The sequence below is a fragment of the Rhizobium sp. P44RR-XXIV genome, assembly GCF_001999485.2.
Lineage (GTDB): Bacteria > Pseudomonadota > Alphaproteobacteria > Rhizobiales > Rhizobiaceae > Rhizobium.
This window is the reverse complement of sequence record NZ_MPVZ02000028.1, coordinates 880,959-906,292: the sequence shown is the minus strand read 5'-3', so window position 1 is coordinate 906,292 and position 25,334 is coordinate 880,959. Positions and strand designations below refer to the sequence as shown.

Genomic DNA, 25,334 nt, shown 5'->3' with positions numbered 1-25,334 from the left:
GAGATCTAAGCTTACTCCTTGGTCGCTTTTTCGAGGCGTTCCAATTCACGTTCGACGGCATTTCGAATGAATTCTGCACGCTTGTTTTTTCCAACAAGCGTGTCAATCCGTTCCGGAATTCCGTCCGGCAGACGTACGAGAATCGGCTTCACGTTCAATGGTGGTCGGCCCATGCGAGAGGGACTATCCGATATCGGATAGTTAGTCAATTTGACCTCAAAACACAGTAAGCGATATCGTTTATTGCGTCAATAAGCGATATCGCTTATATGGGCTACGAGCTGTCGTAGCAGAGCAATCAGAAATCAAGAGCGCAGACGTCGGCATCGACCGACGGCGCCTTTCCGTGGGGTTTTTTATGGGTGTCATTCGCGACAAGGCGAAACTTGTTTATGCAGCTGGTCCGTCTGGCGATCCAACCGAACCGGACAAGACTGAAATCATCGATCTCAACGGCGTGATCGAGGATGCAGTAACCGGCGCAGGTGCGGATCTGGTGCGCGCCACCACTCTCGGAGGCCTGACGGCCGGCACGCGCGTTGGTCAGCCAGGGCAGGTCACGCAGGGCGCAGACAAGGGCGAGTATACGTGGAACGGTTCCGCGTGGATTCGAACCGGTGATCTGATCGATGCGGCCGCGCTAGAGGCGAGTGACGCAACGCAGCAACAAGACATCGATGCGGCGAACGCGCGCCTTGATGCACTGGATCAAAGCATGCCGACAGATATCTATGCCGGCCACAACATCGTCGCCGCCGTCACAACGGCTGACGGTACAGTGATTGCCCAGATATTGGACGACGGCTCTGCCGTATCGGGCAAGACGGTCGACCAGATCATTGATCCCGACACTATTGGCGGATTGGTCGATAATGCGTTCGGTGGGGCGGTCGTTGTTGGTGCCGACGGCAAGGTTCGCGTTCGCGGGCTCTACAATTCAACTGGACTTCCCTGTTTTGCTCACGTCGTAAATTACGGCCAGTCCAACGCTGGCGGGGCTGATGCTCTCCCTGTCGTATCCGGCGCAGATCAGCTTCTAGGGGCTATCAAGCCCATCATGGGCGTCCAAACATGGCGCGACTTCGTTTACAGCACTACTCCTACTGCGCGCGGTGCCGGGTGGCTTCATCCTGTCGATCTCTTCGAAGCCAATGACGGTTTTTCGCGAGGCGAGACGTATTCGACAGGCATTGCCGGTCAGCTAAAAGCTGGCGGCTCCGGAGGTCGATTCTCTTCGTCGCAGAAGGAGCGCGGTTCCAAGATATACTTTACCAATCCGACGGCAGGCGGCCGATATCTTTCGGAGCTGATACCCTCTGGCACATACGGTCACTACGCCACCTTCTTGGATGACATGGCGAAGGCCAAGGCATGGGCGGCGGCGATGGGCCTGGAATACGGCTTGGCCGGGATCGCCTTTTGTCAGGGCGAGGCGGAAGGCGGCAACATGAAAATGTCGGCCAGCGGGCCGACTTTGAACTTCGCCGACTTGGTGTCGCAATGGTCTGCCATGTTGATCGCGCTTCGATCGCAAATGGAGATCGACGCAAAAGCGCTTGGCGCCGTCAATCGCAATCTACCGATGTTCTTGGCGCAGACGATGGCCTATGCCACCGGAGAAGCGCAGGCGACGGCAGCACATAGTGACCAAAACGTCATTCTCGCCGGCCCAACCTATTACGCTCCAACCGCGATAAATTCGACGATTGTGCCTAACGGCAGAGCATCAACGGAGATAACCTTCGCGGGAGACATCTCCGCCATCACGGCCCCACTGCTTCGCGAGGGTGCCTTCTATCTCAAGACCTCTGGTGTGGCGATGACTATCCGTGACGTTCGGCTTTCGGGCGGAAACACGATCATGCGCGGGGAAACGGCCGAAAACATAGGCACGCCTGCGACTGGTGTCGTGATGGAGCTTCATCGACCAGGCGGCGGCGGCAATGTTTGCGACAGCGACGACACCATCTCGGTTTTCAACTTTGAAGGTGCGAACACTGGTCGCGTCGGCACTCCATACCCCCTGAACAACTTCGCTCGCATCCACGCGAGCGCCATCGAAACGTGAGGCTAGAAAAATGACTACTGCGATCATGCGACTTGGTAGCGCGTTCCCCGGTTCCCCGATCGGGCCGCGCGTCATTCCACGCAACAACCTTGGCGTCCCCGCTTTTGGGCTGGCGAATATGTTCACCTTCTCGGAAACCACGCTCGCAAACGGTTTACAGGACAGCATCACTGGCCTTCTGTATGCAACGGAAGGTGCTGCTTTGGATGCCACCAATACTGAGGAGATGCTGCCCGGTGGCGGTATGCGGCTCGGTGGGTGGCGCGACGTATTTGGGCCGGTCTACAACCTTCAAAACCCATGGACGGTTGCTTGCACATTCCAGCGAGGCGCGCCGGTAGATGTTGCAAACAGTGCATGCGGCATCCTTTCGACTGGATCTGTCGATGCAAGTGGCTGGTTTATTTGGACGCAGTCCTTGCCCGGTGAATCGGTTGCCATTGGAGGCCGCCACGGTGTTTACACGAACCGGTTTGTGACTCCTACGACGGTCACCGCGAACGCGGTCGTTAAGCCTTATGCCGGTGCATATGGTCAGGTCGAATCGATCGTCGTGACCCATGATGGAACTGGCCAGATCAACGTTTTCAATATCAAAGGTGGTGCGGTCGCAATGATGGCCGATACCTTCGATATGACAAAAATTGGCGGCCCAAATCTGCCAGCAAAGTTCGGCTCTGCTCATTCCACGATCAACAAAGGTCAGAAAATATATGACCTCGCGGCGATCTATAATCGCGCGCTCAGCCTGGCCGAGGCAAAGGCATTTGCAGCGGCCGGCGCCGCAATCGCGTTGGGTCGTGGCCGTTCTTGAATAATTCGAGAGCATTCGCCGTGAAATAACGCGGCACTTTTCCGGATATCGCTATGAAACCGAAACTCGTCCCGAATGCGGGCCGGGTGCTCAAGCGTTCGCTCAGTCTACGGATGATCGAGGCCTTCCTCGCCATCACTCTGTTGGAACTGGCAGCGGCACTAGCGCCTGCGCTTGCTTCATATCTTCCATTCAACACGATCTGGCTTCTCGCGCTGGCCTCAGTCTGCGGCTCGTTGGCGTGGGCTTTCCGGTTCGTTCTGCAAACCAAAATCTCAGGAGGCAGCGATGCCGATTAACAAGATCCTTGCGACGAAGCGCGGCAAGGCGCTCGTTGCAGGTGTCGTTGCGACGGCCATCAGTGGCATGGTTGCTATTTTTCCCGGCCAAGCGCCGGTTCACGACGACACTGCACTTGCCATTAAGATCTTGCAGCCGTGGGAAGGTCGAAAGCTTGTCGCTTATCTCGACACCCTGACAACCAGGCCAGTTTACACCATCTGCGATGGCGACACCGACAACGTGCGCAAGGGCATGGTTGAGACGAACGCCGGCTGTGATGCTCGTCTCGCCAGAAAGATGGAAAAGGACTATCGGCCGTACCTCGTGAAGTGCGTCGCCGATTGGGACAAGAAGCCGCTGAGTTGGCGTGGCTCGATGCTGACACTCGCATGGAATGTCGGCGTTGGAGCGACGTGCAACTCGACGGCGGCGCGCCTGGCTCGTGAGGGTAAATATCGCGAAAGCTGTGAGGCAGCCACAGCCTTCAACAAGGCTGGTGGCCGCGTGCTCAAAGGCTTGGTCAACCGTCGCGAGATGGGTGACACGCATCGCGCCGGCGAGGCGGAAGTTTGCGTTTCGGGTTTGCCGGCATGATGGCGTTTCTTGCTACCGGTACGGGCCGATGGATCGCTGGCGTCGCTGTGGCGCTACTCGTTGGCATCGGTATCTATGCGATCGCCGACCACCGCGCCTATGCGCGAGCCGAGGCACACTACACGGCCGAGATTGCCTCGATGAAAGCTGCGGCCGCCACGGCGCGCGCAGATGAAATAGAGCGGCAGAATGCCGTGAACGATGCCGCTAAGGCCGCAGAAGCGCGCCGCATCGCAGATATGCAGGCCGCCAACCAATCCCTTCAAAACAGAATAGAGGAGTTGCAGCGTGAGGCTGATCAAGATCCTGACGCTGGCCGCGCTGCTCTCGGCGCTTCCAGCGTGCGCCGCATCAACCAAGTACGTTAGTCCACCGCCGCCGCCACGACTGGCGCAGCCAGATTCGGCGCTGACGAAGGATTGCGATGCGCCCGTCGATATCGGCAGCGCACCATTGAGCCAGAGCAACACAGAAAAGTTTTGGATGAAAGACCGGCGAGCGCTGATCGAGTGCCGACGCGGCAAGATAGCTCTCCGTGACTTTTACATTGACCGTGATGGAAGGCTGACAACTAAATGACCGGCGCCGAACTCATGGGCGCTATGCTTTTCGGCATCACGGTATTCGGCACGATCTTTGGTGTGTTCAAGTTTCTTGATGGCAAGTTCGGCACACTTCGTGACAAGCTCGATCAGGTCGACAGAGATCTTTCCGACCACAAGGTGCACTCTGCAGAAAACTTCGCCACCAAGGCCGGCATGCATGAGCAGACCAACCAAATCATGCGAGCGATCGAGACCGTTGGCAACCGCCTAGACAGCGGCCTGTCTGGTCTAAGTGACCGCCTTGATCGTCTTTACGAGAACTCTCCGCGCCGTACGACGCGATCCTAACAGAGCCGCCCAGCCTTCACCCGGTTGGGCGGCTTTTTTCGTTTGTGCGCCTGTACGGGAAATGTTCAGAGCACTACCAGCGCGGCTCCTCATCGCTGGAAATCCTGAAGCCAAGGACGCCCCATTTCTTGCACCCAACTTCTTTGCACCAGTGCTCGTCACTCATAGTGGCGGTGGCTCCGGATCATCTTGAATCATGTCTATGCCGACCGTCATTCGTGCAGCTTTATCAGAGGGGCAATATTTCCCGTGGCATAGACTGGACAGCCTCGGTATGAAGCAATTTGGCTGATCGCGTGCCCATCATTAAGTGCGCGACAAGTACAATGTGACGAAACCTGTTGCTGATTATCCACGTGCTGCTGAAAAAACTGAAACTATGCAACTGGCCTCCATGCCCGCTTGACTTGTGCGAATATGCCGTTGTACCCATTCAATAACGCACTCTGGAGGTGCGTTTCTCCTTGATGCGGTTGCAGTCATCTGCTTGCCAACGGATGCAACGTCGATCGCTGAAGAGAGGTGTTTCGGGGGCAATTTGTTGGATAATGTATCTGTCCATGGGGCAGGGCATGCTGCTGATGTGCATGCTCTGGACGGTTTTGTTTTGTCGTCTATTGAAGATCGCGCAGAGCGCGTAAAATCAGGTATTATAATAAGGTTGCCGCAGGACGACGACTGGCGCGCGCTCCACGAGCTTGTGCGCAAGGTTCATGAGCGAACCGTGTTTTCGAATGTTCCATTTTCCGATCGAAAGTATGCCCTGATCGAAGCTCAGGCACGCAATCCCCAGCCGCACCAGTGTTTGCTGGTTGCGGAGATTGACGGTCGCGTTGTCGGTCTCGCGTGGTTTTCGGCCGGGGAGTATCTGCTTGGTGAAGGTACGGTCTTAACGACGACACACCTGCTCGGGGTCGATTCAGAATATTGCGGCCCGTTTCGCGCGGCGAAGGTCTTTGTCAAGCTATTGCGAGGGGTGGCGGCATGGTCCAAGACGCGCGCTGCCCACCAAATCTTGGTTCATGTTACCTCTGGTTATGCGCTCAAGCAGACGGATCGGCTCATTCGAGCAGGTGGGGGTATTTGCATAGGAGGAAGTTATGTAGTCAATAGCTAGGTAGGGCGGTTGCAGCTTCTGGACATGCATCGTGTATCTGAAAACGATGTATTATTTGAATTGTTGGCGGTCGATTATGTCATTTATGAATTTTCCATGGGTGGTAGGGCCAATACCAATTGTTCTGACCACTTTCTCCGCTTACCATTACTGGAAAATGATTATCTCCAGAAGGCCTACGACCGCTGAAAATTCCCTTGGAATTCTTTTGCTGCCTCTGGGCGTCGTTTCATTATTTATTCAATTATTCTTGGCCTATAAATATTTGCTTTCCTCTGTTTTTTTATGTCAAATTATTTCTTCTATCTGTAGTTTTTTTTTGGCCATCATTGCGAATAGGCGAAGTAGTCTTCCGCATGATTTTCCAAGAGACGAATCCAGTTATTTTTTAAATATAAAGGACTTTTTTAAGCTCACTATTTTCTTTGTTTTATATAACTCCGTAATAATGTTAGTGCCGTTAGGCGAAACGTGCCAATCCGCGAGGTGCTATGCTTTCGAGGCCGCTTTTGGACAGCGGAGCGCGCTATTTCCGTGGGTTTATTTGGGCGGATTTATTGGGTCGTTATTACTGTGTGGAGTTATCGACCGTTCCGTTCAATTGATAAAAATTCTTCTAAATTCAACAACTTCCAATCGCTAGACGCCGGGGGGCCAATTTGACCGACAATAGTTCAAGCGCCAGCCTTTTTCCATCTGCAGACACTGTCAATAAGTTCTCGACGATTGCACAATTGAGCATCGGTTTGGCGCAGAGTGCGTATGGACGTCAGATCTGGGCCGGATACAACGCCGTGCCGACCCGGTACTTGCCTAACGTGCAATCAAGTTTACCAAGGATCAACAGGCAGATCGAGGAAGGCGCATTTGCTGCAATCGCGGCTGGAACCCGCAGCGTCAGAATTGGATCGTTGGCAACGGTCGCCGATAGAATCGGGGTGGCGGCGAGGCCGTTTGGCGGCGCGCTCATGCTAGGCGAGAACACCTATGATTTGGCAAAATATCAAGGACCAAGTCGTGTTACGAGAGCGGTTGGCATCGCGGTGGACGACGCTGTGGGCGTTGTTGCGGGAATTGCAACTGTTGCGGCATTTGGAGTAGTCTTTGGAACTCCCCCCGGCTGGGTTGCGCTGGGTGTCGGTGCAGCGGGAGCTGCGGCTTATGGTTGGTGGGAAGGCGATAATGTCCGCAATGGCGTGACTGGTTTTTTAGATAAACCGGTGTCATCGGTCATGATGACTCCGATGCCGAACGTTGATTTATCGCGATATTATATGGCTGTGGATGGTCCATCGGCTCCTTTCCCCGGCAAACTCGCGATGACCTCGGCATCGGTGCGCCCCCCGCTGTTGGGGGGCTTAGGCCCGGTGACGCGCCAAGCTATGGCGGTCCCGGATTTGACGGAGCTTATGGCGGTTCTTACGGAGGCCGGGATGAAGGCAGCCGTGCGCGGGCAGCACAATCTCTGGGTGCGGGGGCTTATAGCAGTCCTGCTGGCGAGCAGCACAATGCATCCAAAGTTAACTATGACGGTAGCGCGGCCTATAGCTACGCGAACCCGTATTCGAACTCCTATACGTCGGGAATTTATTCGCCGACGCTTGGTACTGGCATGGGGATCCCTGGCGATCTTGGACCGTCCATAGGCCAGAAGTCACCATGGGCTACGGCAGCAACGTTGGACTATGAATCCGCGGTAGGTCTGAATGCGGGAGTTTACTCTGCCCCCCGTCTTCAGCCGGTTCCAGTTGCGCCGGTCCAGCCGCAGTATGCTCCGTTGCCTTATCACGGGCCAGTGCCAGCGGACCGTCCCAGCGATTTCTCCCGCGCGATCGGCCAGTTCGCGCCTGCTCTTGGAACGTTTGCTGCCGGCTTTGCTCCGACCTTGGGAGCCGCAGCAGTCGGCTTTGTTTCGGGTATCGCCGGGGTGGTTGGCGCATTTGTACACGACGCCTTCGGTAGCAGCTCCAGCGGCAAGACGAAGCCTGTACTTCTCGATCTCGATGGCAATGGTGTATCGGTCGACACGCTGGCGTCGTCGAGCACGTTTCTTGATCTCGACAACAGCGGCTACATGCGCCGTACGGCCTGGGCCGGCAAGGGCGATGGCGTGCTGGTGTTCGATGCCGACGATAATGGCAAGGTCAGCAGCTCGAAGGAGTTTGCCTTTACCGAATGGGACCCATCAGCGAATGGCGACTTGGAAGCGCTACGCAATGTGTTCGATACGAACGGAAACGGCAAGCTCGACGCTGGCGATGCTCAGTGGGCGAAGTTCAAGGTCATGGTCGATGGCCAGATGGTGTCGCTCTCTTCGCTCGGGATTACCTCGATCGATCTGACTGCCAAGGGAAGCGGTCAGACCTTCAGCGATGGTTCGGCGATTACCGGCACGACCATCTTCACGAAGTCAGACGGCACAACAGGCATTGTTGGGGACGCGATCCTCTCCAACGAGACGGACAGCCACATCGTCAAGAACACAGTCGTTGCAAACGCCGATCAGACGAGCACCCGGACCATTCTCGGCTATAACACCGACGGCACTCTCGCTTTCCAGAATCTCGTCACAACGAGCGCGGACGGCAGGACCGTCCAGACACGGTTCGACGACGATGGTAATGGCACCTATGACCGGTCGCAAACAGATGTGACGACGGTCGCGACTTCCGGCGAGCGCACCCGTGTTATCTCCAACTTCAATGCCGATGGCTCGCTAGTCGAGCGCACTACTACGGTAACGAGCGCGGACCTGAAGACGACCACAACCTCCGTCGACAAGGATGGCGACGGCAGAGGCGATCAGACTCAGACCTTTGCGACCAATGCCGATGGTTCAAGTGTGACGACGACCAAGGAGTTCAGTACTTCGGGCGCACTCTTGCAGCAAAAGCTAGTCCAGTCCAGCGCGGACGGCCTAACAAAGACGACGAAGACCGACGCTGATGGGGACGGCGTCTACGAGGCCGTCACGACGGAGACTGCGGTCGTTGCCGCGGACGGCTCTCGCACGAGGACGGTGAAGGATACAAGCGCCAACGGCACGTTGCTCTCGAACGAGACGACGGTGACGAGCGCCGATGGTCGCGCCCGGACGGTCAGCAGCGATCTCGATGGCAACGGCACTGCGGATCAAAAGGAACAGACGCAGCGCACGATTGCGGCTAATGGTGACGTGACGACGGTGGTGACCACAAGCAATGGTGATAATTCCTTGCGCGGCAAGGTCACGACGGTTGCTGCGGCAAATGGCCTTTCGACCACGGTGTCTTCCGATTTGACCAGCGATGGCATTGCCGATCGCGTGCATTCAGATGTGACGGTGGTCGCGACCGATGGAGCGCGAGCGCAGACGGTGCAGGACACCAGTGCCAGCGGCGTGTTGCTGTCGAAAAGTGTCATCACCACGAGCGCCGATGGCAAGACGAAGACGTTTTCCGTCGATGCCAATGGCGATGGAGCGGCGGACACGCTCACCTCCATCACGATAGCGGCGGACGGCTCGACATCGCAGACCGATAGCAAGCTCAATCAGAACGGTACGTTGGTGTCCAGGGCGGTGACCGCGACCAGTGCCGATGGACTGTCGAAGACCTTAAGCACGGACCTTGATGGCAATGGCACTTTCGATACGGTTCTCACTGACGTCATCACCGCGGGGGCCAATGGCGCCCGCGTAGAGACCGTAACTACCAAGAGCGCCGACGGCACGGTTGCTGCCAAGACCGTGACGACGATTACGGCCGATAGCCTGACGCAGACCGCGCAGTCCGATGTCAACGGCGACGGCGCCTTCGACAAGACGGTTACGGATGCGATCGTGCTGAGTGCCGGTGCCCGCACGGAGACGATAACGGCCAGAAGCGCCAACGGCACGTTGCTGAATCAGACAGTGACGACCGTAAGTGCGGACCGCAAGACCACGGGCGTCACCAAGGATATCGATGGCGACGGGCATGTCGATAGTGCTTCCACGCAGATTGTCGCGGCCGATGGAAGCCAAACGACGACGACGATACAGGCCAGCGCCGACGGTGGGCTTCATCGAAAGACCGTCGTAACTGTCAGCGCCGACAAGTTGACGACAACGACGACCGATGATCTGAACGGCGATGGCGTGGTCGATGTGACCACGGTCGACCAGACAGTCCTCAACGCCGACGGCAGCCGCACCGAGACGGTCACCGACAAGAGCAACACGGGTGTGCTTCTCGACAAGGTGACGACCGTCACTTCGGGCAATGGCCTGACGACCACGGTCCAGAAGGACGTCAACGGCGACGGTGCCGTGGATTCCAAGACCGTGAAGGCGGTCGCGCTGAACAATGACGGATCGAAGACGACGACGTCGTCGGATTATGCCGGGACCTCGCTTACCGACCTCACCAAGGTGACGGTCAGCGCCAATGGCCTGACGACGACGACCTCCTTCGACTACGACGGCAACGGCACGGTTGACCGGCTGGAGGTAGCGACAAAGACGCTGAACGCCGATGGTTCGACCTTGGTGGCCGATTCCGTCAGCACGGCTGGCGGCACGCTTCTGTCAAAGACGACCAGTACAACGACGGCGGATGGCAAGACCGTCACGAGCCAGGTCGACCTCGATGGTGACGGTACGCTGGATGTGAAGACGACGACCGTCGTCGATGCCACCGGCCAGACGACGAAAACGATTGAGACCTATAAGGCTGGTACCACGACGCTTGCCAGCCGTGCCGTCACGACCACCTCGGCCAATGGCCTATCTGTGACTACGACTTCTGACTTGGATGGCGACGGCGTTTTTGAGCAGATGACGAACGACGTCACGACGCTCAATTCTGACGGCTCGCGTACGGAGGTCTTTGGTCGGTCGGGCAATGCCGGCCCGATCCAGCAGACGAGCGTGACAACCTCAGCCAATGGCCTGAGCAAGACGACGGTCGTATCCGGTAATTTATATGATGTGGCGGCGCGTAACGAGATTTATCGTCTCTATCGTGCTGCGTTGGGTCGGGAGCCGGATGCCTCCAGTCTCTCGCATTTTTTCACCTCGACATACAATTTCGCTACAGATGCAGTTCACATCGCTTCCGATCTCGTCAATTCTACTGAATTCACTCAAAAATACGGCACCCTCGACAACACACAGTTTATAACGTTGCTGTTCCAAAATGCGCTTGGGCGCGCTCCGGATACACCAAGCCTTAACGACTGGGTGGGTTGGCTTAATTCGGGCACGTCGCGGGCTTTGGCTGCCCAGGCATTTGCCGATTGCTCGGAAGCGCAGGCACATCTGGCGAATGCGGCCACCGCCTGGGCGCTGAACAATTCGTACGAGATTTATCGTCTCTATCGTGCTGCGTTGGGTCGGGAGCCGGATGCCTCCAGTCTCTCGCATTTTTTCACCTCGACATACAATTTCGCTACAGATGCAGTTCACATCGCTTCCGATCTCGTCAATTCTACTGAATTCACTCAAAAATACGGCACCCTCGACAACACACAGTTTATAACGTTGCTGTTCCAAAATGCGCTTGGGCGCGCCCCGGATACGCCAAGCCTTAACACCTGGGTGGGTTGGCTTAATTCGGGCACGTCGCGGGCTTCGGCTGCCCAGGCATTTGCCGATTGCTCGGAAGCGCAGGCACATCTGGCGAATGCGGCCACCGCCTGGACGCTGAACAATCCGCCTGAAGTTCTTTCCGCGGTGAAGACGACCACGGACGTTACTACGCTGAACGCCGATGGCTCGACGACCGAGGTCGTCACCAATACGGGTGCCCTCGCCAACAAGACGGCAACCACGACCAGTGGTGACGGCAAGACGGTCACAGTGACCTACGACATCGACGGCAACGGCGTCGTGGACCAAAAATCCGTTACCGTGAAAAACGCCGATGGCAGCGTGACGCGGACGTTTTCCGACTTGGCCTCCACAGGTGCGGTGGTGCATAGCAAGACGATCGTGACAGGCCCTGATGGGCTCGGACAAACCTTCAGCTATGACACGGACGGCAACGGTTCCCCTGACAAGTATGTGACAGATCAAACGACGCTAACGACCAATGGTGGTAAGTCGACTTTGGAAAAAGTCTATGTCGCCAACGGCGCCGGCACGCTGGTCCAGGTCGCCACGACCCGGACCAACACCTCTGCCGACGGATTGACGGTGACGACGACGTGGGACCAGACCGGTTCCGGCACCTTCACCAAGAGCCGCGGCGATGTGACGGTCCTGAATGCCGATGGTTCGCGTACGTGGACCGTCAGCTACTTCACCGATACGACGCTCACCAGCCGTTATCTGACCACGACGAGTGCCAACGGCCTGTCGATCACCTCGCAATCTGACCCAACCGGGGCCGGCACCTATGCCCAGACGTCGACCGACGTCACGGTGATAAATGCCGATGGTACGCGGACACGCACGGTGTCGAGCACGAAAGCGGATGGCTCGCTGATTTCGAAGTTAGTGACGACGACGAATGCCGACGGTCTGATCGTATCGACAAACGAACAGCGTACCGGTCTCGCGGCACAGACCTTAAGTGACACGATCGAGATCCTCGCCGATGGTGCGAAGCGGGAGACCGTTACGACGAGCGACGTCTCTGGCAAGCTTCTCGACAAGACGATCACGCTGACAAGTGCCGACAAGCGGACGGTCACAATCGACCGGGATGCCAATGGCGACGGCGTCATCGATCAGCACCAGCAGACAGTGATCGCGGATTCCGGTGTCACCACCCAGAGCGTTGCAGATTACAAGTCTGCCGGCGTCAAGGCAGATGGCTCGACGTCCATCACGACGGCCGATGGCCTGCAGACGACGACGGATTGGGATCTCAACGGCGATGGCAAGCTCGATCGCCATCGCGTCACCGTTAACACCAACAATGCCGACGGCAGCAAGGTAAGCGTCATCTCTGATACGGATCTGACGACCAACAAGCTGGCGACGACGACGACGATCCAACAATCGTCGGACGGTCTGGTGCGCACAACCTCCAAGGACGTCGATGGCGACGGCACGATCGACCAGGTCGAAACGCTCATGGCCGACACGACGGGGGCGAGCGTCTCGACCGTCACCAATAACGCTACGGCGCAGAAGGCCAACTATCTTTTGGCCGGCAAAGTCTACTGGAAGCAGGCGATCGCCGCCAAGGTTGAAACCGACAGCTCCGTGGATGGGCGCTCGAAGACGGTGAAGTACGATTATGACGGCAATGGCACCTTTGAGGTCGTCATGCAGTCACAGCTTCAGATTGACGGCTCGACAGTTGCCACAGTGACGGAGACCAATGCAAGCGGCGCCGTAATCGCCAAGGGCACGATTACGACCAGCACGGACGGCCTGATCACGGTTCTGAGCAAGGATTCCAACAATGATGGCGTCATCGATCATACGGAAACGTCGGTCACACACAATGATGGCTCCACCACGCTGACCAAGGTCGACCTCAATACCAGCAGCGTGGTGACGCAAACCGTCGTTGATACCGTTTCGGCGATAGGTAGTTTGACACTGCGAGTCACGAGCGACGGCCAGGGCCGAACGACCCAACAAACCGTGGTCGCTGCCGACGGAAGTTCTGTGACTACGGCTTACAACGCCGCCGGCGGGCAGGTGCTGAGCACCGTCAATGCCAACAAGGCGGGGATCATAACCTCGGCCGTCATATATGATCCGCTAAACACAAATCCTTGGTCACGGGTCGAGCAGACTTTCGATGCCTCGGGTAGAAAGACGTTCGAGAAGCAATTCAACGATGACGGGACGTGGGTAGGGATAACCTACGACGTCGACAATACGCAAAATTGGTCGCGGGTTGAGGGAAGCTACGATACGAGCGGCCGCTTGTTTTACCAGGTCAACTTTTACGACAATGGGTCATGGCATGTCTTTAATTATGACGTGACAAACGTGCAGCCATGGTCGACCTATATCCAATTGTTCAATCCGGCCGGCCAACTTCAGGAGGTCTCGCAGTATAATGATGACGGTTCGCGGATCGCCGTCACCTACGATCTTACCAATGTCCAGCCTTGGTCCAGGCTAGAACAGAGCTTCGACGGTGCAGGGCGTTTGGTCTCGCAGACGGCCTACAATGACAACGGAACCAAGAACATTTGGTATTGGGACCCTGGGAATGTCCAATCGTGGTCTGAGATTGATCAGGCCTACAATTCAGCCGGCACCATAACCAGCCAAAAGGTCATTTACGACGACGGCGGTTACACGAACTACCAGTACAACAGTGCGGGTAACAACAGTGGCTGGCAGCACTATGATAGAAACGGTGGTTTCGTCGATCAGTGGCCAGCTACCGCACACCCACCTGGTGGCCACGCACCGGTGCTGCTTGACCTTAACGGCGACGGGCACATCGATCTGCGCCAGCTGGACATAAACGCTTGGCAGCCTCTGTAACCTTCGACTGGAATGGCGATGGGGTGCGTGATGCTACCGCTTGGGTGGGGCCACAGGATGGCTTTTTGGCTATCGATCTCGGGGAGAACGGCCAAGCTGGTGCAGATGGTGTCATCGATCAGACGAAGGAGCTTGCTTTCGCCGACTGGGCAACACCGGAGCAGGTTGCCGCCAATGGCGGCTCTGTCTCCGACTTGGATGGTCTGCGCTTGGCCTTCGACACCAACCACGACAACGTGCTAGATGCGAGCGACGATCGGTGGAGCGAGTTCCGTGTCTGGCAGGATTTGAACCAGAACGGTGTGGTCGAGGATGGCGAGCTCAGGACCATGTCGCAGGCCGGGATCAAGCTAATTAATCTGCTTCATACTGCAGATGGCAGCCAATCTTTCGCTGATGGATCTGCAATTACCGGTACCAGCTCATACCAGACCACGGACGGAACGTCGCACTATCTCGTAGGTGATGCCACGCTCGCGTATCAGCCGGCGATCCCGAAACAGAACGCTGCATGATAATGGCTGATGAAAACCGGCATGCCGAGAGCCAGCGTTGGTTCGGCATGCCGATGCCAAGAGGATGGGGCCAGAGTGAAATATTATCGCATGCTTGTTGCTGCTATATCTATCGTCGCTTCTTGCGTTGCCGCAAATGCTACAACCATAGCGACGAGACGCGGTTACGAACTCGACAAAAACATGTTGGCTGATCCGTCGGCATTGAACTGGAACATCGAGCAATGTAGCCACCATGTCCTCAGGCCCGAGCTTCTGCAAAGGCTTGCAAAATTGATGGACGTTTCGCAAGCCAATGCGCGACACGAGTTCTGCCGTAGAATCCTCACGGCCACTGCCAAAGGAGCCATTTCCTACGAGGATTATGTCCGATTTGCTCAGAAGCATATTTTGAGTGCGAGCATAGCAAGGGCATTGCATCTGTCAGGTACGCGATCGGCTAACGCGAGGCCCCTGCACCGCGAGTTCCCGGATTCTCAATAGGTATAGCCGATGTGAAACGCGACGATGCCACTGTTGAATGGGGGACCCGGATGAGGATGACGAGTATTTGTATGCGAGCGGTCGTATTCACGGCATTGATCAGCGGAAATGCGCTCGCGTCCACCGACACCTGTAAACCGATCCGAGATGCCATTAACAGGCAGAATGCCGCTAGCGATATGCAAGTGAGTAGTGTGCTGATCTACACCGATAGCGGCCGGTCGTATTCTTACGATTATCTAATCGCCGGCGACAAATTTTACTCTCGGAATCGCAGCGGGCCGTGGAAGGTTGAACCTCGCTGGCCCACTCCATTGGTTGTTGATGGAAAGCCAGCTGTGTACGACTGCCGCTTCGTGGGAACCGATCGGATCGGAGAAACCACGGTTATGGTCTACACTTACAAACGCTTTGTTCCTGACCACACGATGGAAGTTAGAGCTTGGGTCGCCGCGGATAGCAAAGACTTTTTGGAGACGGAAACGAATATCGGGCCCTTTTCGGATCACAAAACAAGGTTCAGCTTTAACTACAAACGAAACATTACGCTGCCAGAGGTTGATGAGCCATGATTCCGCCGGAGCGCAAATTGTCGGTGGACGGCGGCCTTTCATCCAATTGCATTCCGCTCATGGGGTTGTGAGATGGACGAAACGACCCTAGCCGAACCCAACCATGCGCTTCCGACCGCTCCTGCAGACACGCTCCCGCGCGCTGACAGCGGCCTGGCAGCGATTGCAGCGATCGCCGGCTACTTCCGCATTGCCTCCAATCCGGATGTTCTGGCGCGGGATCTGGCGCTGTCGAAGGAGGCCGGCCGCAACGACCTGTTGCGGGCCGCAAAGCTCGTGGGGCTGAAGGCCAAGTATCTGGAGATCCAGAGCAATGCCCGGTTGGCGACACTGCCGACACCGGCGATCGTCTGCCTGACCGATGGCCGGTTTGCCATCTTCGGTGGCGCGGCACCCGACAACACCTGGCGTGTCATCGATCCCATCGATTTCTCCAGCCGCAATCTTGGCGCCCATGAGTTGTTGGCCGAGACATCGGGCCATTTCATCCTGCTGCAGCGGCGCCTGGCAGGGCCGGGGGCATCACAGGGCAATTTCGGGTTCAGATGGTTCCTGCCGTCGATCTGGCGCTACCGCCATGCCTTCGGGCACGTGCTGCTTGCCTCGCTGATCGTGCAGATCTTTGCGCTGGTGACACCGCTGTTCTTCCAGGTGGTGGTCGACAAGGTTTTGGCGCATCGCAGCTATTCCACCCTGATCGTCCTGGTTATTGGCTTGGCCGCGGTCGGGCTATTCGATGTGGTGCTGCAATATCTTCGAACCTATGCGCTGTCGCACACCACCAACCGCATCGACGTCGAGCTTGGACGACGGCTGTTCCGGCATATGCTCAACCTGCCGCTTTCCTATTTCGAGACGCGCGCGACCGGCCAGACCATTGCCCGCGTGCGCGAGCTGGAGACGATCCGCAACTTCCTGACCGGGCAGGGGCTGTTCTCCGGACTCGACCTGATCTTCACCGTCGTCTTCATCTTCGTGCTGTTCTCCTATTCCTCGAAGCTTGCCTGGATCGTCGTCGCCTCCATTCCCTTCTATCTGGCGATCGGCTTCCTGGTGCGGCCGTTCCTGAAGGAGAAGATCGACGAGAAGTTCGAGCGCGGCGCCTATAGCCAGCAGTTGCTCGTCGAGACTGTCGTCGGTGTACAGACGCTGAAGGCATCTGCGGTTGAGCCGGTTGTCGCCGCGCAATGGGAAGAGCGGCTGGCCGGCTACGTGCAGTCGTCCTTTGCCACCACCATGCTGGCCGCCAAGGGCCAGAATGCCATCCAGTATGTCAACAAGATCACCTCGGCGGCATTGCTTCTCTTCGGTGCGCAGGCCGTCATCAATGGCGAGTTGACGGTGGGCGCGCTGGTCGCCTTCAACATGATCGCCGGCCAGGTGTCGCAGCCGATCCTGCGGCTGTCGCAGCTCTGGCAGGATTTCCAGCAGGTGCAGGTGTCGGTGGCCCGTCTCGCCGATATTTTAAATGCTCCACCGGAACCAAGGCCAGAAGTCTCCGTCAGCCTGCCGAAGCCGCGCGGGTCGGTCACCTTCAGACAAGTAAACTTCCGCTATACCGCCGATGGTCCGGAAGTGCTGCGCGACATCTCGCTGTCGGTCAGGCCGGGTGAGGTGATCGGCATCGTCGGCCCTTCCGGTTCGGGCAAGTCGACGCTGACCAAGCTGGTGCAGCGCTTTTATATCCCGACCCGCGGCCAGGTCTTCGTCGACGGCCAGGATATCGCCCAGGTCGATCCGGCCTGGCTGCGCTCCAACATCGGTGTCGTCCTGCAGGAGAACATGCTGTTCAACCGGACGATCCATGACAATATCTGCCTGGTCAATCCGTCGATGTCGCGGGCGGGCGCCATGCAGATGGCGCGGCTGTCCGGCGCCGACGAGTTCATCGCCAAGCTGCCGAAGGGCTATGACACGCTGATCGAGGAGCGCGGCGCGAATCTCTCCGGCGGCCAGCGGCAGCGCCTGGCGATTGCCCGGGCGCTTGCCACCAATCCGCCGATGCTGATCCTCGATGAGGCCACCAGTGCGCTCGACTATGAGAGCGAGCGCATCATCCTTGCCAATATGCGCGAGATCGTCAAAGGCAGGACCGTCATCATCATCGCCCATCGGCTGGCAACCGTCCGCCATTGCGACCGCATCATCGGCATGAAGGATGGCCGCATCGTTGAGGAGGGCACGCATGACACACTGCTTGCGCGCCAGAACGGTCTCTACGCCCATCTGTGGCAATTGCAGACGGGGCTGAACCAGCCATGAACCAGGTGGTCAAGCCTCCCAGGCACCCGGGCAAACCTCAGCGCCGCACGCGAACCGAGAACGAGTTCCTGCCGGCGGCACTTGAGATCCTCGAGACGCCGGCCTCGCCGGTCCGCACCGCCTTCATCTGGTTCATCGCCGTGGTCGTTGCTGCCACGCTCATCTGGAGCTATCTCGGCACCTTCGACATCGTCTCGACGGCGCAGGGCAAGATCCAGCCGACCGGGCGCGTCAAGGTCATCCAGTCGATCGAGGTCGGCAAGGTGAGATCTGTGCCTGTCGCCAACGGCTCGCACGTCAAGGCCGGCGACATCGTCGTTCAGCTCGATGATACCGAGCTCAGGTCGGACGAGGAGGCGATATCAGTCAATCTCCAGGCCTATCGTGGCGAGATGGTCCGTCGCAAGGCGGTTCTGGCAACCGTCGAGCAGTGGCGAGACCAAGGCATATGGACGGTCGAGAAGGTGATTTCTGACGCTCCGCTGGCCTTTGCAGATGATACGCCTTCCAGCATTCGCGACCGGGAACAATCGATCTATCGAGCCGACCTGTCACAGCTTGCTTCCAACCTCACCAATCTCGCCGCACAGCACACCCAGCAACAGGCGACTGTCGTCCGGCTGCAGCAGACCATGGTGGCGCAGAAGAGGTTGGTCGACACACTCAATGATCGCGTTGCCATCCGCTCCTCGCTTGTAAGTCAAGAAGCCGGATCCAAGTCTGGTGTCATCGATGCGCAGGAAACGAGCCAGAAAGAAGAAGCGACGCTTGCAGAGGAGACCGGCCAGCTTGAAGAGGCCAGGGCATCGCTTTCTGTGACGACAAGCGATGGCGAAAAGACCGTTCAAACCTTTGTGGCAGACAATGTCCAGAAAGCAGGCGATGCATCGCGTCAGGCCGACGAACTCGACCGGCAACTGGTCAAGGCCCGCAATCGGCGGCAATCGATGACAATCATCTCCCCGATTGACGGCATGATCCAGTCGTCCTCGATCAATACCGTCGGACAAGTCGTCACGACCGGTGTCGATCTCATGCGGATCGTGCCTGACAATTCGGTGCTTGAGATCGAGGCCTACATTCCGAACAGCGATATCGGCTTTGTATCGGTTGGGCAGCCGGCGGTGGTCAAGGTCGAAGCATTTCCGTTCACGCGCTATGGCGTGATCCATGGCCGTGTAACCGCAGTTGCGACTGACGCTATCCCCGAGCCGGACGCTAACCAGCTCGAGGGCGATCCAACCAAACAGCTGCAGGCTACCGTCCCAACAACCAACGTGCAACGGGTTCAAAACCTCGTCTTTCCGGTGACCATCAGGCTCGATACCAGCACCATGAATGTCGATAGCAATTTGGTCACGTTGTCCGCCGGCATGGCGGCCACCGCCGAGATCAGGACCGGCAAGCGCAGGATCCTCGAATATCTGTTCTCGCCGATCGTCGAGGTCACGTCGCAAGCCATGCAGGAGAGATAAAGCACTCGCGCTTCCAAGGAGGTACGGCGGGGGCGTGGCATGTTTCTCGAAAGCCAGGGGGCCAGACATCTGCGTACGGAAATTCGGACATTCCAAACGATCGTGTATCACTTGGCCATTAAGATATAGAGGTAGATCGAAAACTTACGGCGCTTGCCTACGGCATAGCCCGCAAAGTCTCGCCTGGTCTGTTTGCTCGTTCTCCCCATGCAGACGGACGCGACAAAGCGCAGGGTTTCATACGCGGTTGTGACATCGCGGATATCGCGCGGCATGAAATTTCCTCGTTTCCTTCTATGGTGCCGCCCGATCGTTCTCATTATGTTCTGGTGAGCGCGGGAGTCAATTTGATTTTATGACTACGGCGTCAGCGTGGTTTCGCTGACACTGTCTGTGAACTAGCTCTATCTGTATTCTGTGGATGTCTTCCTTCCACCAATTGCAATCAATGAGAGTGACGCGAAAAGTGGGGGGCCTTAGAGGGAGCACGTTTATGCACGATGACGACGAATTGCTTAGGGCGATTTTCATGCCGCTAGAGACTGAGTATATGCGCAGATCCGTGTTCGCCCATCATAGGCTCGCGCACTACACCACAGCTGAGAACGCGGTTAACATTCTGAAAGGCCAACAGATCTGGCTGAGAAATGCGCGCGTGATGAATGACACTCAAGAAGTCAATCACGGAATTTCTATGATCCAAAGGGCCATCAGACCAGCAATTGAATCGACCATAGAGCCTGCCCTGAGACAGTTAGCTCAAGCACTTGATCAAGCTTACCCTGGTATCGCTCAGGAGTGTTTCGCGCTTTTTGATCAATTCGCGTGGTCGTTGCAACATAAGACATATGTAACATGCCTTTCGCTTCACGATCCCAAAGAACGGAATGGCAGGCTCTCAATGTGGAGGGCCTACACAGGCAATCACGCGGGCGTTGCTTTAATCATCAATCCCGAGCCATTTGTCCAATTCATAGAAGACCCGAGCTTTTTTAGCACACCCGTTGCTTATCTCAGTGACGAGCAGTTGATGGACCGGTTAACCACCACCGCTGAATACGTCGGAAGTCAGACTGAACTTATTTCTCGGGCCGGTCGCGATAAGATCCGGTGGTTTTTTGGCTACCTTCTTCGTTACGTAGCGACTAGCTCAAAGCACCCGGGGTTTGCCGAAGAGCAAGAATGGCGTGTCATGCACACAGAGGGGCTAGATCCGGAAAACGGCCTTCTGAAGGAGGTCGAGAAAATTGGAGGCATTCCGCAGTTGGTTGCCAAACTGAGGCTGGAGCCGAATAATCCATATGCAGACAAGGGCATCACTATCCCGAATTTGCTTGAATCTGTCATCGTCGGCCCCACCAACTACCCGACGGTCGTAGCTAATGCTCTTCAACGAGCGATGGAGGAAGCGGGGATTTCTGACGCAGATAAAAAAATTAGAATCTCCGACATACCGATGCGAATGAGTTCGTAATTGAATCTGTCGCAGACTTTTGAGGTAACGGAGCAAATACTTAAAGAGGGGCGTGCGCATGTGGAATTGGTTCTTTGGATTGTGCGATGCACCAATTTCGGCCGACTTAACGGATATTGTTCAGGCAGCCGATCTCGCAACACAGAAGCAAATGGCGTGTTGGGCAGGCCTCTCATTCGGCGGTACGATTTTGAGCGTTGTGTTGAGCGCGCTGGCTTTAATCGGTCTTTTCATCTCATTGGAATTGACTAGAAGGTCGATAACCCACACCCGGGAACTTGGACAAGCACAGACCCGAGCCTACGTCCATGCTGCTTCCGCGGGACATCTGTGGGACAACACCGACGGGTCGTATACCGTGTTGCTATGGGTTGAAAACGTGGGGGAAACGCCCGCGAAGGTTTTTGAAATTGGGGCAACTTTAAAGAAAGTCAGGCAAGGGCAGATCACAAGCAGCATTAAAGCGGAATCTTACGAGATGAAGGCGTGGTCGGCTCTGGGGCCAAAGCTAAAGCCAACCTCGGTGCGGCTTGATCTTCAAAAATTTACAGAACTTGCTCGTGAATTTAGATCTCCCGTTGAAGATCATGTGATCCTTTTGACAGGCACCATACGTTACCAAGACATCTTTGACCGCTGGTTCGAGACTGACTTTGCTCTGTATACTCATGCGACAAATCCGAAGGGGCCGGAAGCGCATATTAAGTTTCGAAGGCCTACCGCTCAAATTCGCTCCTATGAGAAGGCCGCCTAATTTCGGCCATGCCGCCTGAAACGAAAAATGGCGGGTATCTTTGTGGGTATTTCTGTACTTTCCTTAATTTTTTATAACATTAAAACAATATGTTAACACAATACGATTGTCAGTCACCTCTTCCATCAATCATGAGCCACGGCGGAACTTTCCACCTAGAATTGCAACCTAAAGCCATGACGATTGTTAAGCCGCAGGTTTTTTTGTTTCAGATTGAGGTGTCCAAAGCGATGTGTATTAAGCCGACGAGCCACGTCGGCAATCTTTGCACCTGCAACGGCAGTCTCGTCCAATATCGACAGCTTCTCTTCGTGAGACCAGTCGCGCCGACGCTCGACACCCGTCAAAATCTCTATGCGGCCCATAGGTCATCCCTGCTGACGTCTCTAATGACGCAATTAGTGACGTAACTTCAAGTGTTCGCAGCAAATCTCAAAGGTACACTCACCCGACGCTTACATTGCTTCAGTAGTGCGGCACGACATAGAAGCCGCTGCTCCGGAAGTAGCCATGCCCCCCGCGCTTCGGCAGCAGCGCAGCCCATAACCAGTAGCCCAATAGCGATAAGGAAAGTTCGCCTCCCGTTGAGCGCGAGTAATTTAGCTATCCATTCTAACAAACGTCGAGTCCGTAGAGAGCGACCTCTGGATCCGTTATCGCTGTCACCAGCCGCCGGGCCTGGACATGGCGCTTCGATTTCCGCATAGCGTTCCATCGGCGGCACGGTCGTAATATGAATAACAGTTTCCCGGATAACGCGGCGCGGGGGTTTAGTAAGATCCACCACCGCAATTGTTGTTAGCACAGACCGCTACCGCAGTTCCGACGAGGGCAACAGCGAACAAGGCTGCCGCAGCCTGCCTCTGCTGGACAACCATCTGCTGACATTCTGGGACACTAATCCCGCGCCGACTTAGCTCGGCTAGCAGTTGCTGCTGAAAAATCGGATCCTGCGTCTCCAGCACTGTCTTACACAGCGCTGCCTTGCTGACGGCAGCCGGCTTCTTGCCGAACTCAGCTTGCGTCGTCGTGCAACTTGCAAGCGCGATCGAAACCGCCACGGCGGCTACGCGCCGAGCTATTGAACTTGTTTTCACGGAGAACCCCTCAGTTGCCCAAGGATAACATGGCAGAAATCGATACTACGTAAAATTGCGTTTTAATATATAATTAACACAGCCACAGGAGGTAGAATTGAATTATGCTTGGCGACAATCGTAAGTCAGCGAGAGGATGATGTCATGGTAGCCGCATCTACTGTACTTGGTGCCGCCGGCGAGCATTATGTTATGTGTCAATTGCTTCGTCGGGGCTTAATCGCGGCGCTCGCGCCCGTCGGTGTTCCCAACTGCGATATTGTTGTGACTGACGACATTGGGGACAGACTTTGTGCGGTCCAAGTGAAAACGCGGCTCGATAAAGGCTCTGATGGGGGCTGGCATATGAGCAAGAAGCACGAGGCCATCTTTGCTCCCAGGCTATTCTATGCATTTCTTGACTTCGGAAAGTCGCTGATTGACCCGCCCATATGCTTTTTAGTGCCGAGCGCCGTGGTGGCGGATACTTTGAAAAAGGCACATACCGCTTGGCTATCCAGCCCAGGCAAAAAGGGCCAAAATCATAAAGACACTGACTTCCGCCGGTTTCTTCCGGACTACGACAAGGTCGGAACTTTTGTGGGTTGCGGCGCCGGTTGCTGGAACCATACCGAGAACGGTGGGACAGCTTGGTGGAACAAGCGACGGCATAGCGGTTAGAAAGATCCTAGAGCGTTGTGTCTTTCCATATATGCTTGCGAGCTATCTCGATCTGAACGAGGCACACAGACCGCCAGGCAACGATTGGCCGACTACCGCCTTTTTTGTCAGTCCATCGGCCTCTTTTGTGACTATCGGGAGCAATACGCGCTGAAGGTGCCGACATCACGCGGACACATTATTCGAGATCCGTTGGCGACTGCTCATCGCCACTGGTCTCGGCTTCCGGCCGTTTCCAATCGGCCTCCCAAATGTCGTTCTTCAGCGACGTCATAATGTATCCGAGCACGCCCACGATGAACATGCCGAGGGCCGAGCTATCCATGACGTAAATGATTATCAATGCGCATATGATCACGACGAAGAGCTTCGGCCGCAATTCGCGATTGCGCTTCAACGCGTCTTTGACATTTGGCCGTTTGCCTGACATCACGCCTCCAGATGTGCCGTCCCCGCTTCATCAGCCATGGGGGTTAACCTTTTTGCGATCTGAAGCCATTCCAAATGAATTTGAAAAGTTGGTAGGGAGCTAAAAAGCGGCCGGGTATGTAGAATTTTTCCCGCCGCTCGTCATATTGTTCGTTGAACAGGTCATTGAAAATTCCGGCCAAGCAAAACCCAAAAATAATGCCCAAGATTTGAATGGTCTCAGTCCAGATCATCAGGGACACAATGCATATGGATACCAAAAACACTCGATAGGTAGTTAGCCCCGTCCAGTTGGTCAGGAAGTTCATTGGGCGGTTAGGCTCTTCGCTCATCTCAGCTCAACTTCTCTTTCGGCAGAAGCACCAACGCATCCTCTGGCAAGGGACGTTGTAGCGCTTTCGCTTCCTCCCAGGGCGCTGTCATCCATAGCTCAATTTCTTCCGCCGTCCGCAGAATCACCGGCATAGAGTCCTCGTGGACAGTCTTTGCAAAGTCGTTTGGCCCTGTTGTTAGGAAGCCGAAAAGATCGGCTGTGACTGGACCTTCTTTGATCGTCCTGACACGAGTCCACTGTGGCACCCAGCAGCCAGCGAAGAATGCCAGCGGACAATCCGCGCCGAGAGCGAACCAAGCATTTGGAACGCGTTCTCCCTCAATCGGATTCCGATGATCTGGCTCCGCGTAGCGAGTAAATGGAACAACGCAGCGGTTCTCGACCCCGAACCACTGCCGCCAATGCTTTAGCTCGATGTTGCGGATATTGGTCAGTCCTCGATCGGGCTCTTCCTTCATCAGTTTGGGCATGTCGACGGGCTTTCCTTGTTTCGTTAGCCGTTCTGCCCGTTTATTTGTCGCCGCCCGAAGGACATGCGGAAAGCCTGGCATTCCCCATTGAACCTTGACCAGTTCGCGCCCGGCCGGCGTGTTGCGCACGATCGGCGCCATATAGTTCGGATAAAGATCGAGTTCCGGCTCAAGATTGCCGATGCTGTCGATCATGGCACGCGAGATCTGCCGGATCGCCTCCTGGTTCGTCGTCACGTTATACAGATTGCACATCTTCCCCTCCACTGGTGACCATTGGCGGCGCTTTGTAAACTCCTCGGGCCGCACGAAGACGCCTTTGGTATATGCCTGAAAAGCCTCCGCCTGTGCTCTCTCGGCGAAACAAAGCACTTGAAAGCTTTCGTCGCAACAGCGCGCTAAGTAGATGCGATGGTCTGGTGCCAGGTTCTTCGCGAATTCATGTACCGGTTCCAATTGGCGAAACGGTACGTCCTCGGTTCGAATAATAACCTGGTGTGGGAGGTGGAGATTTGTCCATCTTGGGGATTGTTCCCAGGGCCGGCGGGCCATCAAAGGCTCCTAGAGTTTTATGTCTTTCCATATCGGTTTGCGAATAATCCTGATTTGGACAAGCCGGCGA

Annotated in this window: 21 protein-coding genes; 16 read left to right on the top strand and 5 right to left on the bottom strand. The window is 56.2% G+C overall.

Annotation, left to right across the window (positions count from 1 at the left end; genetic code table 11):
• Positions 1–11: 11 nt before the first annotated feature.
• Complete coding sequence (locus tag BSK43_RS35160; RefSeq protein WP_169055441.1) at positions 12–173, bottom strand: hypothetical protein; 162 nt, start codon at positions 171–173, stop codon at positions 12–14.
• A gap of 185 nt (positions 174–358) precedes the next feature.
• On the opposite strand from BSK43_RS35160, the gene BSK43_RS21495 reads away from it, so the two are divergent.
• The 13 genes from BSK43_RS21495 (at position 359) to BSK43_RS21435 (ending at position 19,494) form a co-directional block, all read left to right on the top strand.
• Positions 359–2,068, top strand: a complete 1,710-nt coding sequence (locus BSK43_RS21495) for a hypothetical protein (protein ID WP_077469906.1) — start codon at positions 359–361, stop codon at positions 2,066–2,068.
• Positions 2,069–2,078: 10 nt separating this feature from the next.
• Complete coding sequence (locus BSK43_RS21490; RefSeq protein WP_077469907.1) at positions 2,079–2,882, top strand: hypothetical protein; 804 nt, start codon at positions 2,079–2,081, stop codon at positions 2,880–2,882.
• 53 nt (positions 2,883–2,935) lie between these two features.
• Positions 2,936–3,181, top strand: a complete 246-nt coding sequence (locus BSK43_RS21485) for a hypothetical protein (RefSeq protein WP_077469908.1) — start codon at positions 2,936–2,938, stop codon at positions 3,179–3,181.
• Positions 3,171–3,758: a lysozyme gene (locus tag BSK43_RS21480; RefSeq protein ID WP_077469909.1), complete on the top strand. Its 588-nt coding sequence runs from the start codon at positions 3,171–3,173 to the stop codon at positions 3,756–3,758. The genes BSK43_RS21485 and BSK43_RS21480 overlap by 11 nt, the downstream gene beginning before the upstream one ends.
• On the top strand, positions 3,755–4,126 hold the full coding sequence (locus BSK43_RS21475) for a hypothetical protein (RefSeq protein WP_077469910.1): 372 nt from the start codon (positions 3,755–3,757) through the stop codon (positions 4,124–4,126). The genes BSK43_RS21480 and BSK43_RS21475 overlap by 4 nt, the downstream gene beginning before the upstream one ends.
• A 207-nt stretch (positions 4,127–4,333) precedes the next feature.
• The gene (locus tag BSK43_RS21465) at positions 4,334–4,651 is read left to right on the top strand and encodes a hypothetical protein (RefSeq protein ID WP_077469912.1); all 318 of its coding nucleotides are present in this window, start codon (positions 4,334–4,336) and stop codon (positions 4,649–4,651) included.
• A gap of 541 nt (positions 4,652–5,192) precedes the next feature.
• Positions 5,193–5,768 carry a hypothetical protein gene (locus tag BSK43_RS21460; protein WP_136687167.1) on the top strand — a complete coding sequence of 192 codons (576 nt, stop codon included), beginning with the start codon at positions 5,193–5,195 and terminating at the stop codon, positions 5,766–5,768.
• 659 nt (positions 5,769–6,427) lie between these two features.
• Entirely contained in the window at positions 6,428–7,414 is a 987-nt protein-coding gene (locus BSK43_RS21455) for a hypothetical protein (protein ID WP_136687165.1), read from the top strand.
• Positions 7,415–7,563: 149 nt separating this feature from the next.
• Positions 7,564–14,187 (top strand): DUF4214 domain-containing protein, encoded by a 6,624-nt coding sequence (locus BSK43_RS21450; protein WP_246662647.1) that lies wholly within the window; start codon positions 7,564–7,566, stop codon positions 14,185–14,187.
• Positions 14,188–14,252: 65 nt separating this feature from the next.
• Positions 14,253–14,702: a hypothetical protein gene (locus tag BSK43_RS35770; RefSeq protein ID WP_246662646.1), complete on the top strand. Its 450-nt coding sequence runs from the start codon at positions 14,253–14,255 to the stop codon at positions 14,700–14,702.
• Positions 14,703–15,256: 554 nt separating this feature from the next.
• Entirely contained in the window at positions 15,257–15,757 is a 501-nt protein-coding gene (locus BSK43_RS21445) for a hypothetical protein (protein WP_136687163.1), read from the top strand.
• Positions 15,758–15,829: 72 nt separating this feature from the next.
• The gene (locus BSK43_RS21440; RefSeq protein ID WP_136687161.1) at positions 15,830–18,019 is read left to right on the top strand and encodes a type I secretion system permease/ATPase; all 2,190 of its coding nucleotides are present in this window, start codon (positions 15,830–15,832) and stop codon (positions 18,017–18,019) included.
• Positions 18,016–19,494 carry an HlyD family type I secretion periplasmic adaptor subunit gene (locus BSK43_RS21435; protein WP_136687159.1) on the top strand — a complete coding sequence of 493 codons (1,479 nt, stop codon included), beginning with the start codon at positions 18,016–18,018 and terminating at the stop codon, positions 19,492–19,494. Before BSK43_RS21440 ends, BSK43_RS21435 begins: the two co-directional genes overlap by 4 nt.
• 107 nt (positions 19,495–19,601) lie before the next feature.
• Here the strand turns inward: BSK43_RS21435 and BSK43_RS35155 are convergent, their stop codons facing one another.
• A complete protein-coding gene (locus tag BSK43_RS35155) occupies positions 19,602–19,769 on the bottom strand; it encodes a hypothetical protein (RefSeq protein WP_169055440.1) in 168 nt (55 codons plus the stop codon).
• 218 nt (positions 19,770–19,987) lie between these two features.
• Here BSK43_RS35155 and BSK43_RS21430 point away from each other — a divergent pair, with 218 nt between their 5' ends.
• Both BSK43_RS21430 and BSK43_RS21425 read left to right on the top strand, forming a co-directional pair.
• Positions 19,988–20,968, top strand: coding sequence for a DUF2971 domain-containing protein (locus BSK43_RS21430; RefSeq protein ID WP_169055439.1), 981 nt, complete (start codon positions 19,988–19,990; stop codon positions 20,966–20,968).
• Positions 20,969–21,026: 58 nt separating this feature from the next.
• Positions 21,027–21,722, top strand: coding sequence for a hypothetical protein (locus BSK43_RS21425; RefSeq protein WP_077471167.1), 696 nt, complete (start codon positions 21,027–21,029; stop codon positions 21,720–21,722).
• A gap of 155 nt (positions 21,723–21,877) precedes the next feature.
• Here BSK43_RS21425 and BSK43_RS21420 read toward each other — a convergent pair whose 3' ends face one another.
• Positions 21,878–22,087 carry a transposase gene (locus BSK43_RS21420; RefSeq protein ID WP_077471166.1) on the bottom strand — a complete coding sequence of 70 codons (210 nt, stop codon included), beginning with the start codon at positions 22,085–22,087 and terminating at the stop codon, positions 21,878–21,880.
• Positions 22,088–22,963: 876 nt separating this feature from the next.
• On the opposite strand from BSK43_RS21420, the gene BSK43_RS21410 reads away from it, so the two are divergent.
• Complete coding sequence (locus BSK43_RS21410; protein WP_246662645.1) at positions 22,964–23,479, top strand: hypothetical protein; 516 nt, start codon at positions 22,964–22,966, stop codon at positions 23,477–23,479.
• A gap of 178 nt (positions 23,480–23,657) precedes the next feature.
• Here BSK43_RS21410 and BSK43_RS21405 read toward each other — a convergent pair whose 3' ends face one another.
• Together BSK43_RS21405 and BSK43_RS21400 are read right to left on the bottom strand one after the other, a co-directional pair.
• Complete coding sequence (locus BSK43_RS21405) at positions 23,658–23,909, bottom strand: hypothetical protein (protein ID WP_077471165.1); 252 nt, start codon at positions 23,907–23,909, stop codon at positions 23,658–23,660.
• Between the two features lie 332 nt (positions 23,910–24,241).
• Positions 24,242–25,264, bottom strand: a complete 1,023-nt coding sequence (locus tag BSK43_RS21400) for an SOS response-associated peptidase family protein (RefSeq protein ID WP_246662644.1) — start codon at positions 25,262–25,264, stop codon at positions 24,242–24,244.
• Positions 25,265–25,334: the final 70 nt, after the last annotated feature.

What these genes read in the sequence shown, in the direction of transcription:
- BSK43_RS21440 (WP_136687161.1), top strand. Translation starts at nt 15,830, where the DNA reads ATGGACGAAACGACCCTAGCCGAACCCAACCATGCGCTTCCGACCGCT.
- BSK43_RS35155 (WP_169055440.1), bottom strand. Translation starts at nt 19,769, where the DNA reads ATGCCGCGCGATATCCGCGATGTCACAACCGCGTATGAAACCCTGCGC.
- BSK43_RS21400 (WP_246662644.1), bottom strand. Translation starts at nt 25,264, where the DNA reads ATGGCCCGCCGGCCCTGGGAACAATCCCCAAGATGGACAAATCTCCAC.
- BSK43_RS21425 (WP_077471167.1), top strand. Translation starts at nt 21,027, where the DNA reads ATGTGGAATTGGTTCTTTGGATTGTGCGATGCACCAATTTCGGCCGAC.
- BSK43_RS35160 (WP_169055441.1), bottom strand. Translation starts at nt 173, where the DNA reads ATGGGCCGACCACCATTGAACGTGAAGCCGATTCTCGTACGTCTGCCG.
- BSK43_RS21480 (WP_077469909.1), top strand. Translation starts at nt 3,171, where the DNA reads ATGCCGATTAACAAGATCCTTGCGACGAAGCGCGGCAAGGCGCTCGTT.
- BSK43_RS21430 (WP_169055439.1), top strand. Translation starts at nt 19,988, where the DNA reads ATGCACGATGACGACGAATTGCTTAGGGCGATTTTCATGCCGCTAGAG.
- BSK43_RS21475 (WP_077469910.1), top strand. Translation starts at nt 3,755, where the DNA reads ATGATGGCGTTTCTTGCTACCGGTACGGGCCGATGGATCGCTGGCGTC.
- BSK43_RS21420 (WP_077471166.1), bottom strand. Translation starts at nt 22,087, where the DNA reads ATGGGCCGCATAGAGATTTTGACGGGTGTCGAGCGTCGGCGCGACTGG.
- BSK43_RS21495 (WP_077469906.1), top strand. Translation starts at nt 359, where the DNA reads ATGGGTGTCATTCGCGACAAGGCGAAACTTGTTTATGCAGCTGGTCCG.
- BSK43_RS21445 (WP_136687163.1), top strand. Translation starts at nt 15,257, where the DNA reads ATGCGAGCGGTCGTATTCACGGCATTGATCAGCGGAAATGCGCTCGCG.
- BSK43_RS21410 (WP_246662645.1), top strand. Translation starts at nt 22,964, where the DNA reads ATGGTAGCCGCATCTACTGTACTTGGTGCCGCCGGCGAGCATTATGTT.
- BSK43_RS21435 (WP_136687159.1), top strand. Translation starts at nt 18,016, where the DNA reads ATGAACCAGGTGGTCAAGCCTCCCAGGCACCCGGGCAAACCTCAGCGC.
- BSK43_RS21490 (WP_077469907.1), top strand. Translation starts at nt 2,079, where the DNA reads ATGACTACTGCGATCATGCGACTTGGTAGCGCGTTCCCCGGTTCCCCG.
- BSK43_RS21405 (WP_077471165.1), bottom strand. Translation starts at nt 23,909, where the DNA reads ATGTCAGGCAAACGGCCAAATGTCAAAGACGCGTTGAAGCGCAATCGC.
- BSK43_RS21465 (WP_077469912.1), top strand. Translation starts at nt 4,334, where the DNA reads ATGACCGGCGCCGAACTCATGGGCGCTATGCTTTTCGGCATCACGGTA.
- BSK43_RS21485 (WP_077469908.1), top strand. Translation starts at nt 2,936, where the DNA reads ATGAAACCGAAACTCGTCCCGAATGCGGGCCGGGTGCTCAAGCGTTCG.